At 43.8% G+C, this 12,776-nt stretch carries 11 protein-coding genes, 3 pseudogenes and 1 riboswitch; of the genes and pseudogenes, 7 read left to right on the top strand and 7 right to left on the bottom strand.

The window, feature by feature from the left end; all coding sequences use genetic code 11:
* The first annotated feature begins 199 nt into the window (after positions 1-199).
* From A4E54_RS09210 to A4E54_RS09190, 5 genes are all read left to right on the top strand, one after another.
* Positions 200-1,942 carry a recombinase family protein gene (locus A4E54_RS09210; protein ID WP_286725758.1) on the top strand — a complete coding sequence of 581 codons (1,743 nt, stop codon included), beginning with the start codon at positions 200-202 and terminating at the stop codon, positions 1,940-1,942.
* A 213-nt stretch (positions 1,943-2,155) separates the two neighbouring features.
* Positions 2,156-3,724 (top strand): benzoate-CoA ligase family protein, encoded by a 1,569-nt coding sequence (locus A4E54_RS09205; RefSeq protein WP_240084537.1) that lies wholly within the window; start codon positions 2,156-2,158, stop codon positions 3,722-3,724.
* Positions 3,725-4,401: 677 nt separating this feature from the next.
* Positions 4,402-5,439 carry a hypothetical protein gene (locus A4E54_RS09200; RefSeq protein ID WP_286725755.1) on the top strand — a complete coding sequence of 346 codons (1,038 nt, stop codon included), beginning with the start codon at positions 4,402-4,404 and terminating at the stop codon, positions 5,437-5,439.
* Positions 5,440-5,593: 154 nt separating this feature from the next.
* Positions 5,594-5,731, top strand: coding sequence for a hypothetical protein (locus tag A4E54_RS09195; RefSeq protein WP_240084539.1), 138 nt, complete (start codon positions 5,594-5,596; stop codon positions 5,729-5,731).
* Between the two features lie 371 nt (positions 5,732-6,102).
* Positions 6,103-6,300, top strand: a complete 198-nt coding sequence (locus tag A4E54_RS09190) for a hypothetical protein (protein ID WP_286725753.1) — start codon at positions 6,103-6,105, stop codon at positions 6,298-6,300.
* A gap of 123 nt (positions 6,301-6,423) precedes the next feature.
* Here A4E54_RS09190 and A4E54_RS09185 read toward each other — a convergent pair whose 3' ends face one another.
* Complete coding sequence (locus tag A4E54_RS09185; RefSeq protein WP_240084541.1) at positions 6,424-7,002, bottom strand: HPP family protein; 579 nt, start codon at positions 7,000-7,002, stop codon at positions 6,424-6,426.
* Between the two features lie 96 nt (positions 7,003-7,098).
* Positions 7,099-7,275, bottom strand: a pseudogene (locus tag A4E54_RS09180) (molybdate ABC transporter substrate-binding protein); the annotation flags it as partial.
* 360 nt (positions 7,276-7,635) lie between these two features.
* Between A4E54_RS09180 and A4E54_RS09175 the strand changes: the two are divergent.
* Positions 7,636-7,862, top strand: a pseudogene (locus tag A4E54_RS09175) (IS66 family transposase); the annotation flags it as partial.
* Positions 7,863-7,921: 59 nt separating this feature from the next.
* On the opposite strand, the gene A4E54_RS09170 reads toward A4E54_RS09175, so the two are convergent.
* From A4E54_RS09170 to A4E54_RS09155, 5 genes and pseudogenes are all read right to left on the bottom strand, one after another.
* A complete protein-coding gene (locus A4E54_RS09170) occupies positions 7,922-8,791 on the bottom strand; it encodes a glycine betaine ABC transporter substrate-binding protein (RefSeq protein ID WP_286725751.1) in 870 nt (289 codons plus the stop codon).
* The gene (locus A4E54_RS09165; protein WP_376741818.1) at positions 8,788-9,762 is read right to left on the bottom strand and encodes an ABC transporter permease; all 975 of its coding nucleotides are present in this window, start codon (positions 9,760-9,762) and stop codon (positions 8,788-8,790) included. The genes A4E54_RS09170 and A4E54_RS09165 overlap by 4 nt, the downstream gene beginning before the upstream one ends.
* Positions 9,746-10,948, bottom strand: a complete 1,203-nt coding sequence (locus tag A4E54_RS09160; protein ID WP_240084560.1) for a quaternary amine ABC transporter ATP-binding protein — start codon at positions 10,946-10,948, stop codon at positions 9,746-9,748. Before A4E54_RS09160 ends, A4E54_RS09165 begins: the two co-directional genes overlap by 17 nt.
* 60 nt (positions 10,949-11,008) lie before the next feature.
* Positions 11,009-11,119, bottom strand: a pseudogene (locus A4E54_RS15905) (polar amino acid ABC transporter ATP-binding protein); the annotation flags it as partial.
* Positions 11,120-11,357: 238 nt separating this feature from the next.
* Positions 11,358-11,491, bottom strand: a riboswitch (cyclic di-AMP (ydaO/yuaA leader).
* Positions 11,492-11,542: 51 nt separating this feature from the next.
* The gene (locus A4E54_RS09155) at positions 11,543-12,163 is read right to left on the bottom strand and encodes a GGDEF domain-containing protein (protein WP_240084544.1); all 621 of its coding nucleotides are present in this window, start codon (positions 12,161-12,163) and stop codon (positions 11,543-11,545) included.
* A 229-nt stretch (positions 12,164-12,392) separates the two neighbouring features.
* Here A4E54_RS09155 and A4E54_RS09150 point away from each other — a divergent pair, with 229 nt between their 5' ends.
* On the top strand, positions 12,393-12,611 hold the full coding sequence (locus tag A4E54_RS09150) for a NifB/NifX family molybdenum-iron cluster-binding protein (RefSeq protein ID WP_240084545.1): 219 nt from the start codon (positions 12,393-12,395) through the stop codon (positions 12,609-12,611).
* Positions 12,612-12,776: the final 165 nt, after the last annotated feature.

The following is a 12,776-nucleotide window of genomic DNA, read 5'->3' as shown; positions in this document are numbered from 1 at the left end:
ATTTCCAGTAAAATATGTGGCCAAGTGCTGCATTTTAAATGGCCGAAAATGCTGTATTTTTATTGACCGTTCACATCAAGCCCCTTTCTAATGATTTTTTATGGATAATTATGGAATAACCCTTTTAATAGCAATGCTTCTATCATATAATTATTACATTAGATATTCAAAATGGTTTCATTAGAAAGAAGGGATTTTAATGAACATACAAAAGAGAGTAGCTATTCTTGCAAGGGTATCAACAGAAGACCAAGCAGAAAATACCTCTCTTGATACCCAAGTTGAAATATGTCTAAAAGAAGCAGAAAAACAAGGATATAAAGCACTGCCAGAAGATATTTATAGGGAAGATGGCTATAGTGGTAATTTAAGTATCGCAGACAGACCTATCCTTTCTTCTCTGTGGGAAAAGTATCAGGCAGGTATATATGATGCAATAATAGTTTACCGGCAGGATAGACTTTCACGAAATTTAGGTCACCTAATTGCCTTGCGTGACAATTCCTTAAAAGTTCGCAGATGTGGAACAAAAGGGAAAGGTTTTATTTTAGTACAGGGTAGTCTTGAAGATTCGCCAGAAGGAAGATTGCAAAGTAATATATTGGGAAGCTTTGCTGAATATGAGAGAGAATCAATACGTGTCCGTACTCTTGGAGGCAAGAAGAAATTAGCACAGGATGGCAAATATTTTGGCGGTCATATACTATATGGTTATAGTTGGAATAGACGAAAACAAAGATGGGAGATTAACGAGGAAGAAGCTAAAATAGTTCGCCTTATATATAAATGGTATGTCTATGGGGATAATGAATCCAAGCCTTTAGGTTCTACAAAAATTGCCGACAAACTAACAGAGTTAGGTATTATGACACCTTCCCAATCAAAAGGAGTACCTATAGGTAAAAATAGCAAATTTCCAAGCCATTGGAGCGATGCAACAGTACAGAATATTTTGAAGAATACTGCATATATTGGTAAACATTATATGTGGCGTGAAAGTCATAACAAACAGAGCGGAAAAAAGAGTAACCATGATGTAATTGTAAGTCCTGAAACAGTTGAAAAAGCTAAAAATGTTTTTGGCGATGAAAGCTGGTTTGAAACTGATAATTTCCCTGCAATTGTTGATATGCTCTTGTGGGAAAAAGCACAGGAAAAACGCAAAAAAGCCAGAGGTGGACTTAATCGTAAGAATCCCAAACCTCTGTTAGCAGGACGTATTAAATGTGGTTTATGTGGTCACACCTTTGCATCTTCTTTTAGCAAAGAGCAAAAAGTTAAATTCAGATGTCCGGCAAGAAGCAAAACCTATCATAGAGATGGAAGTCCAAAATGCACAGCACCTATTATCGATGGTGATTACTTAACAAGCTCTGTAAAAGGTGAAATGGTTAAGGTGTTGAACAATCCAGACCAAATGAAGAAAGCTATCATGGAATATACTTATGGTATTCAATTAAAGAAAACAGAGCTTGATGCCCTACTCTCTCCTGTAACTTCAAGAATTGAGGAGGTCAGAGACAAAAAGAGGAAGCTTTCACTTATATTAATGAATGATGGTGGCTTGACAACAGATGAATATGAAACAATGTTAAGGGATTTAAACGAGCAGGAAAGTGCAATGCGTAAAAGATATGAACAATACCTGCCAGAAATAGATACCCTCAAAAAGCTGGAAGGCAATTTGAATGTATTGAAGGAAGTAATTGAGCATAATCAGTTTGATGTAAAATACACAGTCGCTGAAAATAGCATTACACAGGAATTCGCTTATGTCTCACTTAATAATGATGGTAATCCTACTGTGGGTTTTCCAAGTAATAACATTACGTGGGAAGAACTGTTTGACAGATTGGAAATAAACTTAGTGGTACATAAAAATCATATCGAAATAAAAGGAATGTTACCTGTAGAAGATATAGCAATTCCTAATTTGTCTTAAGATTTATATTAATAGTTCCAAATAAAGCTTGGTACAGTAAGTTAAGGCATAAATCACCTTGAACTGCCGCGGAATTCAGCCGGATTATTAGTTGGGATTGCTCTTTTTTGATACGCGTGGAGAGATTTTTTTTTAGATTAGAGTGCTGCTTAACAGCACAAATATTATTTTTTGAATATTAAAATTTTAGTATAAAATAAGGGAGGCTCAAAAATGGAATCTACTCAACTCAGTTTTCCGGAAAAGTTTAATGCTGCGGAACGTTTTATCGATTGGAACGTTCAACAAGGGCGCGGTGACAAGGTCGCTATATTACACCAGGACGACAAGATCACCTATAAGCAACTCCTGGACAACGTCAACCGTTTCGGTAACGCGCTGAAGTCTTTGGGTTTAGGGATGGAAGACAGGGTGCTGCTGCTGACCTTTGACTGCCCGGAATTCGTTTATACCTTTTTTGGCGCCATTAAGATCGGCGCAATACCTATTCCGACCAACACCATGTTAATGCCGGAAGATTACCGTTACCTGTTGAACGACAGCCGGGCGAAGGCTCTTGTCGTCAGCAAGGACCTGCTGCCCGGAGTGCTTAAGGTAAAAGATGAACTCATGTTTTTGAAAACTATCATCGTTGTCGGCGAAAAGGTTGATAACACTCTTGATTATTACGAGTTGCTCAACGGTTGCTCCACCGAATGTGAAACCGCTCCCACCGGACCGGATGATGCGGCGTTCTGGCTTTACAGCTCCGGGACTACCGGCTTCCCGAAAGGCACCGTCCACCTGCAGCACGACATGTCCTACAGCGCCGAGTTGTATGCTAAAGGTGTTCTGAAGATTAACGAGAACGACAGCACTTATTCCGTGGCGAGATTGTTTTTCGCATACGGTCTCGGCAACGGGATGTTCTTTGGATTATACGTCGGCGGTACGCTTGTTTTAGATCCGGGTCGTCCGCAGCCCGATCACGTCTACAGTGTTATAACCAAATACAAACCAACCCTTTTCTTCGGAGTGCCGACATCATACAACGCCATGCTGCAGGTAAAAGACGCCAAGGAAAAATATGATTTGAGCTCGGTCAGGCTGGGCATATCGGCCGGTGAGGCGCTGCCAGGCGCTGTGTGGAAGCAATTTAAAGAAATGTGGGGCGTTGAAATTCTGGACGGGATCGGCTCGACGGAAATCCTGCACATCTATATCAGCAACAGGATTGGCGAGTCCAGGCCAGATTGCAGCGGCAAGTTGGTGCCGGGCTACGAGGCCAAGATTGTGGATCCGGACGGCAACGAAGTGCCTACCGGTGAAGCCGGCATCTTGATGATGAAAGGCGAAAGCATCGCGTCGTGCTACTGGAACAAGCACGAGAAGACAAAAAATACTTTCCAGGGCCAGTGGTTTAATACCGGCGACCAGTACGTCAAAGACGAAGAAGGGTACTTCGCTTACGCCGGCCGGGGCGACGACATGATCAAAGCCGGCGGCATCTGGGTCTCGCCTGTGGAAGTGGAAGCTACCTTGATGCTGCACCCGGCAGTGCTGGAATGCGGTGTCGTCGGCGCGCCGGACGACGACGGGCTGATCAAGCCGAAGGCGTATGTTGTCTTCAAAGAAGGCGTTACAGTGAATGAAGAGCTCATGAATGATGTTAAGCTCTTTGTTAAGAAAACAATTGCTCCGTACAAGTTCCCGCGGTGGATTGAGCAGATTGAGGAACTGCCGAAGACCGCGACCGGCAAGATCCAGCGCTACAAGCTGAGACAAATAGCTGAAGGCAAATAAATAATAGTTATTAATTTAATCAATAGTTAATAAATTAATATTGCATGTGATATCTTAAGGTTGGAAGCCCTGGAAGTTAATTGCCCGTTGATTTTCAATGGTGGTGATGATTCCAGGATTTCCAACACATATTTATTGGGCCGCTGTTCGTTTGACGCTTAAGGAATATTTTTTTATCGAGATTGCTTTCCAGGAAGTGAATTATGTTTAGCTGAGGAGGTGAGGACAGTGGCCTGAGGTTGATTAGGGAAAAAGACGCTTTGAGTTTGTGAGTTTGCAGTAATATCTGTGAGTTGGGGAATGCTTTTGCTGTTTGGCATTATTGATTCATAACGTTTTAAAACAAGTAGCAGCGAAGTTATTTAAATATTCTAAACTCTAGGATTTTTGGCACTTGTTTTAATCTGCTTAATTATTGAAATTGTCAAACCAATAAAATTTAAAGGGAGGGTTAGTTAATGTCTGAGTTCGTTGTCAAACGGGTATTTAAAGGCCAATTGTCCACCGGTCTGGTGGCACTAATTCTGTGTTTTGTCTTATCTTGTATTTTCTGGCCGATATGGTCAACGTTTTTTAAAGCTATTTTCGCCTCTCTAGCCGCCCAAGGGCTGGCGGAGGCAGATCCGAAACTGCAAGGTCAGTTACTGCAAGCCATGATAGAAGGAAGCTTTTTCTGGATGGTAATCAACCCCTGGATCTGGCAGACGCTAGTGATGGGCAACTACGGCAAGAACATATTCACCACGAAACAGCCGCAGGCCGGTATCTGGTACACCCTGGTTGCCTGGGCCGTCGGCTTGATCGCGTTCTTTGTCATCATCGGTTTTCTCGGCATTTGGTGGAAACCATTTAACCTTGGTTTGATGTTTATGCCTAAGACAGCCGAGGAAGTGCAGTTGGCTTTTGAAGGCTGGGAAGTGGCCAACTTCTTTGCCTTACCGGTAATCATGGCCCAGATCCCGTTCGTTTCTTTATTCCAGAAATGGCCTTTCGCGGGCACTTCCAAGCAGCCGACCGAAGGATGGGGTGTGCTCTTCTTCAGCACCCTGGCGGTTGTTTTAGTTTGGATGGCCACGATTATGCCGAGCTACTGGACGAATTTGTCCCTTGGACACGAGGTAATTGTAGATAGGCCTATGGGCGGCTGGACAACTTGGGTTGCTTTCTGCGAATGGTTCATTGTCTTATTCCTGGTTCCGGCTGAGGGTGGCGAAGGTTATCCAATGAAATTTTTCGCAAAGAAGCAGCCCTGGATGGGCATCGCTGGACTTATTATCGCTATAGTGGGCGGATTAATCTTAGCGAAGGGGCTAAGAGGTGTTCTTGCCCCGATTGACCCGGCGCTCCCCCCGGATGCGATTGTCGCTTCAATAGGTCTTTCGGTCGTCGTCTGCATGTTGGCTTGGCACCACCTGTTTGATGATTATCCCACCGCCGCGATGGTACCCAATACGGCAGCTAGGGTTTTAGCCAGAGTCGTGATCTGGCTTGTCCTCGGTTTTGGTTTGGGTACTCTTTGGATTAAATTCTTGGCCAAGATTCCTTTCGGCGCCAACAGTACTTTCTTAGGTTTGAACTATCCGACCATGGGTATGATAGCCGGCCAGTTCGCCATGTTAATGACATTGCTCTTCTTCAACACTTTCTTTGATAAATGGCCGCTGGTGCGCAAAGAGCCGGTATCGGTCAGTCAGGGAACTACAATAGCCAAATAAGAAAAAGAAAAAAAATAGATATAAATTTAGTTTTAATTAATAAAATATTGTAGTTGAATTCAAAAAGCAATCCCGTACCGCTTTGATGTTTGGTACGGGATCTTTTTGTCCAATATTCTACACTGGTATGTGGCATGAATATTGCATAACTTTAATGATGGATGTCTTATATAAATATAAAGAATCATTTTTAATCCAAAGAGTACCCAAGCCAAAAGCGATGACAAACCAGATCACGACTCTGGTTAAAACCCTGGCTGCCGTATTGGGTACCATCGCGGCGGTGGGATAATCATCAAACAGGTGGGTGCCAAATCAAACATGCAGACAATGACCGAAAGTCCTGACAAGGCTATGATTGAATTCGGGGGGAGACCCTTTGGCCCTTGGTTTGGGTACTCTATGGATTAAATTCTTCAGCAAGATTCATTTCGGTGCCGACAGTATAAGTTATCCGAGCATGGGTATTGGATATTGGGGTCTGGCGCCAGACTAGGAAAGCACTCCTGATTTTCTTGGATTAAATAATCAGAGAAAGAGGAGTGCTTTTTTATTTTAGGGTATTAATTTCTTCGCCCATTGCCAAGTCAGGTGTCTGTCCATTAATTATACGCTGTGTGTTTATTGAACATTTTAACTGATAGAACCTATGCGGGCGGCAATATGTTTTGTGTTATGCGCCGGCATCTGTTTTATCTTGATTACCAACAGCCGTGGATTTTAATGGCTGAAGGCATGACCGGGAACAGGGGGTGGGCTCCGCATCATATTACCTTATTCGGATTAATCTACGCTGTGTTGGTTATCGTGGCCATATCAGTATCATTGCCTTATTGGAGAGCGATTGGCGTGATCCAATAATTGCTGGACATTTACCCTGCAATAATATTAACCCCCGGACACGGGCAGACAAAAATGTCTGTCCGTGTCCGGGGGTTAATTTATAAGTGATAAATATTATCTTGATGAGATGGGTTTGCGATTTTAAAGCCAATATTGAGGATATTTTCTTGTCGATGATATGTTATTAATCAATAAAGCAATTAAAATAAGTATGCTCGATCCGATAAAGACAGGCGCCAAGATAAAACTGAAATTTTGGCCGCTGTAAACCGCGACGAAGGCCGTCGCGCCGCCGGGCGGGTGAAGTGTGCCGGTCAGGGTCATTAAGGCCATGGCCAAAACCACTGCCAGGGTGATTGCCCACCAGTCGTTGCTTAATAACTGATATACAGAAACACCGGACAACGCGGATATCACATGCCCGCCAACAACGTTGCGCGGTTGTGCCATGGATACATGACAAGCCGTATTCAGCAGGATCACTGAAGCCCCGAAAGACGGAATCATTAACGGCACTCCATGATGAGTGCTGATCAATGTAATGAAACCCATACTTAAAAAGCAACCCAGGGACGAAAGGGCAAGCTCTCTCCAATGCACATGGCTGGCATGCAATTGACAATAGCCTTTTTGGCAGCGCATTTTGCCAAAGTATAACTGTAAGGATTTGGCGATGATATGAACGGCTTCTTTCTCTTGATTTGCTGTTTTACCGGGCACAAGACACCTCCGGAGTGGTTCCTGCTAAATTCTCACTAATTATAATATATTAATATATAGCCAGCAAGTTGAGTTGGATTCCGTAATTTAATAACATTACTTTATTGCAGGGAGTGCATCCATATGAGATTCGCTCGCGGAAATAAAGATATCCACCGGCTCACCTTCTTCAATTCTTTGTGCCAGGGTACCTGAAGCGCCAAATTCGTAGCGAATATTTATATTGGGGTGTTTTTGTGTGTAAATGTTTCTCAATTCTTCCATAGCATTTGCAGGCTTATCGCTGCCGAAACTGTCAGACTCCCCCGACCCTGACTTATCTTTTCGGGGATATTGATTATATGACCGGGGAAAATCATATTTGAATCCTTTATTTGAGGGTTGGCAGACAAAAGTGTATTAATTGAGATACCATTTTTGGGGCAATGGCATACAAGGTATATTATGATTATTCTGATCCATATGCTACCAAAGATGTTGATTAAGTAATGCATTATTAAACCAGGCAAGAAGAAAAATGCGATATGTTAATCTGCGTGACAAAGTGTTTTCCAAGTCACCAAAAAGACAAGGAAAATAGCTTTTCCTTGTCTTTTTGGTGGGCCATTAGGGACTCGAACCCCAAACCTGACGATTACCTATTGCCTGAATCAATGGGACAACCTGAAAAACTTTCTGCGGCCGACTGGAGATAGACAATAATCGGGCGGAACGCTCGATCAAGCCCTTTGTGATCGGTCGCAAAAACTTCCTAGTTCTGAAATACTCCTAGGGGCGCTAAATGTAGTGCGATTATTTACAGCATTATCAAAACAGCCAAAGAGAATAATCTTAAACCATTTACACGGAATTATTTATAGTCCCTGCCGCTCCCGGAAGCTATCCTCCGGAAGCAGCATACTAAGACGTTGCAAAGCGCTTAAGACTGTTTCAACCACCCGTCAACCATATCTTGATTATCTTTGATCCATTTTTTTGCAGCAGCCTCAGGTTCCATTCCCTCATTGATCAGGCCTTCCAGACTGCCGATCTGCGCATCGGTCATTTTAAATTTCTTCAACATCGCGGCAACTTCTGCTTGCTCTGAGCTGAAATCTTTATTGGCCAGGGTATGGATTTCTTCAGCCGCACCATATTCCTTTTTGGGATCGTCCAGATACTTGAGATCATATTTAGCGAACATCCAGTGCGGGCTCCATCCTGTGATGGCGATCCAGTCATTCTTACCGTAAGCTCTATCCATTGCCGCCATCATCGCCGGCTCACTGCCTTGCACCACTTCAAAGCCAAGAGCATATGCCTCATTCGCCCGGGCAGATGCTTTCATAATTCCGGCGCCGGGATCGATACCGATAATCTGATTGCCGAACTTGTTTCCTTCATCCTTCAGTTGAGCAAGTGAATCAATGGTGACATAGTTTGGGATAACAATACCGATTTTGGCTTCGCCCTGATACCAAATGCCGTAGTCTTCCAAACTATCCTTATACTCATTCCAATAACTTTCATGGGTAATCGGCAGCCAGGCATCCATAAAAACATCAATGTCCCCCTTGCTCAACCCGACAAAGAGCGGTGCAACATCCAGTTGGGTAAGTTCGACCTGATAGCCTTTATCCTCCAGAATCGTCTTCCAAAGGTTGCTTACAGCAACGCACTCGGCCCAATTGACATAACCGATTTTGACCGTTCCTTTATCACCTGAACAACCGGTCATCATAAAGACCGCCAAGACAAGGCTCAACCCCAAAGCCAATAATCTGTGCCACCTTTTGAAATTTTTTATCATTTTTGTTTTCCTCCGTTTTCTTTGTATCTCATCATGACTCTTCTATGTTTATTCTCTATAGATTTTAGTGACTGTTTTAGACGGTCATCTAATCGTTGCCATGCCCTTTTAGCTTTTACATCTCTTTTTTGGCTCACCCGTTTTACGGAACGTCCGACTCCCTGGGACAGCCTGTCTAGGATAATCGCCATAATTACCACAGCAACCCCGTATTCAAAGCCCATTCCGATCTTCAGTTGTCCGATGGCTTCCAGGACACCGGCGCCAAGTCCACCGGCGCCGATCATCGCGGCAATAACCACCATCGATAAGGAAAGCATCATCGTCTGGTTGACGCCGGCCATTATGGTCGGCAGAGCCACAGGGAATTGAATTTTCCATAAGAGTTGTCTGGGGGTAGAGCCGAAAGCTGAGCCAACCTCCACCAGTTCCACAGGAACCTGGCGGATACCGAGGTCGGTAAGCCGGATGACCGGCGGCATGGCAAAAATAACTGTGGCAAATACCGCCGGTACCTTACCGATACCGAAAAACAACAGGGCCGGGATAAGATAGACGAATGAAGGCATTGTTTGCATAACGTCTAAAACAGGGGATATGACATAATGGAACCGGTTGTTTCTTCCAGCTAGAATCCCCAGCGGCAACCCGATAACAATGGAAACAAGTGCCGATATAATCACTAAAATCAGCGTATCCAGGAAAGGAAGCCATAGTCCTAAATTATAGATAAAAAACAAGCCAATGACCGTTCCAATGGCCAGTTTCCATCCACTGGCCCGCCAAGCCAGAACCGCGAAGATAATAATGATTGTCCACCAGGGTACGACCATCAGCAAATCCCGAAACCCGGCTATCCCGCTGTTAAAAGCGTCGGAAAAAGCGTCCACGCTGTCGCCGAAATTTATTTGCAGCCACCTGACGCCCTGATCGATGCTCTCTGCCAGAGGAAACTTAGATATTGTCTCCACCCCTCTTATTCGAAGCAATCGCTGCAAGGACAGAGCCCCGAACGATGATTCCAATCAATTTATTTTCCTGGTTCACCACAGCCACCGGCAGTTTGCTCTCGGCAAGCACACTCAGCGTATCCTGAATAGGGACAGTCTCCAGTGCCACCGAACCCTGAGCAAGTTCGATTTCATCCAGACTCGATTTTCCGGCACTCCTGGCATCAACCGCGATATCGGCCGTAATAAGCCCTTTATAGTGCCTCTCCTTATCTACCACAAAGACACTGGACAATCCATGCTCCTTCATGATCCTTAAAGCAACACCGGGACCATCACGCAAGGTAATAAGCGGCTGCGGTTTCTTCATCACATCGCCGGCAGTCAAAATTTTACACCGTTCCACACCCCGGAAAAACTTGGCTACATAATCGTCGGCCGGATTAGTGGTAATCTCTTCCGGGGTTCCAACCTGCACCAGGGCGCCATCCCTTAAGAAAGCGATTTTGTCTCCTAGTTTCAAGGCCTCGTTTAAATCGTGGGTGATAAAAACAATGGTCTTGTTCATTTTTTGTTGGAGACTTATCAGTTCATCCTGCATTTCTTCCCGGATCAAAGGATCAAGTGCGCTGAAAGCTTCATCCATCAGGAGAATATCAGCGTCACTGGTCAACGCCCTGGCCAGCCCGACCCGCTGTTTCATTCCCCCGCTGAGTTGGGCTGGATATTTATCTTCCCAGCCCTTCAGACCGACGAGATCTAACATTTTAAGCGCTATGGCTTCCCTGTCTTTTTTGACAATCCCCTGAACTTCCAACCCGTATACCGTATTATGCAAAACGGTACGGTGAGGAAGCAAAGCAAACTGCTGGAAAACCATAGCGGTCTTTTCCTGACGGACCTTACGCAGCTCCCTCTCTTTTAACTTGGTGATATCAATACCGTCGATCACGATAGAGCCGGAACTTGGTTCAATCAGTCTGTTCAGACAGCGCAGTATCGTCGATTTTCCGCTTCCGGAAAGGCCCATCACCACAAAAATCTCGCCTTGCCTGACGGTAAAACTCACTTGATTAATTCCAACTGTCTGCCCTATTTCTCGGAATATTTCATCTTTACTTTTTCCCTGCGCCAACAAATTCAAAGCTTTTTGAGGGTGGAGATCAAAAATTTTTATTAAATTAGTTACAATAATCTTCTCGGAAATTTGATTCATATTTCCACCACATTTATACTTTTGTTTTTAAATATTTTAGTCCTTCTTTATTTACGGGCTACCGAATACCTGAACAGGAGTACCTTCCACAATCCGTCCTTTATCAATAAAAATGAACCTATCCGCAACCTCCCTGGCAAATCCCATCTCATGCATCAAGATTCATAGAATTATGCCCCCATCGGCTGCACGAAAGCCATCACATTTGCTTGTCTCGGGGTTAGCGGATGTCGGCTTCAAAGTATTCCTCACTGCCAGCACCTTGACAAATACCGCTGTCGTTAAATTAAATATCACCTCCACTCGCCGATCTTCTCCATCAAACAAAATAACCACAGAGAAGTTTCTGTGGTCCGCGAAAAATGCTTAATCTAAATAAAGGTGCGATCAAGCATGTTAATCACCTTCTCTTCCAACGCTTACGAGATTAGCTGACGGATTCGGGTCGAAAGGATTAACCCTACCGGAGAAATTTCTCCGAATTCACCCCATTGTTGGGTTTCCCGTTCCTTACGGATTCAGCGAGTTTATTTATTCATTTATAACCGATACTCAGCAAAACACAAGCTTTCTTTTGTTGCTTTCTTATTTGCTGTACTTTTTAAATAAGTCATCCAGGGCTTCCCGTAACAGAAAAGCTTCTGTTTTTTCCATCTCCTTGGCTAATTCGGAAAGCCGGTCAATCTGGGTTTTTGTAAAGTAACTGGATTTTAGAACCATGCTCTCTACTTCGGAAAGGCAAACTTTATTCTTCCCTAATTTTTTTGCCCTGAACAAGGCGCTGTCCGCCACCCGTAAAAGTTCAATGGCATTTTTGGCGTCCCTTGGCCAAGATGCGATACCGCAACTGATGGTAACGTAGATATCATCCTGTATTTCTCCGTCAGAAAAGCCGAACGTATTATCGGATAAATATCTTCTGATTTCCTCCATCTCCATCAGGCTTCGTTCGGCACCTTTACCAACAAGCAGAATCATAAATTCGTCGCCTTGCCTTGTGCTCAAATCATTTTCGGAAAGATTATTCATAAATATCGAAACAAGTTTATCTATGATTTCATCACCAATTTTTGGGGAATAGGTATTGTTTATATTTTCTAAATTATCGATGTCCGCGACAACGATACTGAAAGGACCTTCCCTATTGTAAATCATCTCTTCAACTTTTTTTATTAGTAATTGCCTTGTTGTTAGTCTGCTTACCATAGCTGAATCAAATCTCCTTATTGAGTTATTATATTAAACATGCATATATATGTCAATACATATATGTTGACATATATATGTTACGCCTTTTTTGCCAAAAGGAGAATTTTAGTAACAGTAATATATTACTCGATACCAATAGCGTTTCAGGGTGAACTTCAAGTAGATGTGCCACTATGCCAATATTTAACATTGGTTTGTCGTCATCCCATGTAGGCAGGGCAGGCGTTTGGGCCCGTATGGTACTGGTACTGGCGCCGGTCAGGGTCAGGGCCAAGGCAAGATTATCATTGCCGGTGGTATGGGGCCGCGGGCACAGGAATTGTTCAACCAGAATGGCGTAAATGTAGTAATTGGCGCTAATTCGGCCTCAGGTAGTCCGGAAGATATCGTCAGGCTGTTTTTGGCCGGCAATCTAGAAACAGGGGATAATGCCTGCGATCATTAAAAAACTAAGGAGGAATTAAAACAATGCAACAAAATTCAGATTCTGCATGCGACAATGAAAAAAGCGGCGGATGTGGTCATGAAGGCAATGCCGGTATTGAGAAATTGACCGGAAACGAATTTAGCAATATCAGGAACGTTATCGCTGTCATGAGTGGAAAAGGCG

This window comes from Pelotomaculum sp. PtaB.Bin117 (assembly GCF_002067195.1).
Taxonomy (GTDB): domain Bacteria; phylum Bacillota; class Desulfotomaculia; order Desulfotomaculales; family Pelotomaculaceae; genus Pelotomaculum_D; species Pelotomaculum_D terephthalicicum.
This window is presented reverse-complemented; position numbering and strand designations above follow the sequence as displayed.

What these genes read in the sequence shown, in the direction of transcription:
- A4E54_RS09190 (WP_286725753.1), top strand. Translation starts at nt 6,103, where the DNA reads ATGTTTTGTGTTATGCGCCGGCATCTGTTTTATCTTGATTACCAACAG.
- A4E54_RS09210 (WP_286725758.1), top strand. Translation starts at nt 200, where the DNA reads ATGAACATACAAAAGAGAGTAGCTATTCTTGCAAGGGTATCAACAGAA.
- A4E54_RS09205 (WP_240084537.1), top strand. Translation starts at nt 2,156, where the DNA reads ATGGAATCTACTCAACTCAGTTTTCCGGAAAAGTTTAATGCTGCGGAA.
- A4E54_RS09195 (WP_240084539.1), top strand. Translation starts at nt 5,594, where the DNA reads ATGATGGATGTCTTATATAAATATAAAGAATCATTTTTAATCCAAAGA.
- A4E54_RS09155 (WP_240084544.1), bottom strand. Translation starts at nt 12,163, where the DNA reads ATGGTAAGCAGACTAACAACAAGGCAATTACTAATAAAAAAAGTTGAA.
- A4E54_RS09170 (WP_286725751.1), bottom strand. Translation starts at nt 8,791, where the DNA reads ATGATAAAAAATTTCAAAAGGTGGCACAGATTATTGGCTTTGGGGTTG.
- A4E54_RS09200 (WP_286725755.1), top strand. Translation starts at nt 4,402, where the DNA reads ATGGTAATCAACCCCTGGATCTGGCAGACGCTAGTGATGGGCAACTAC.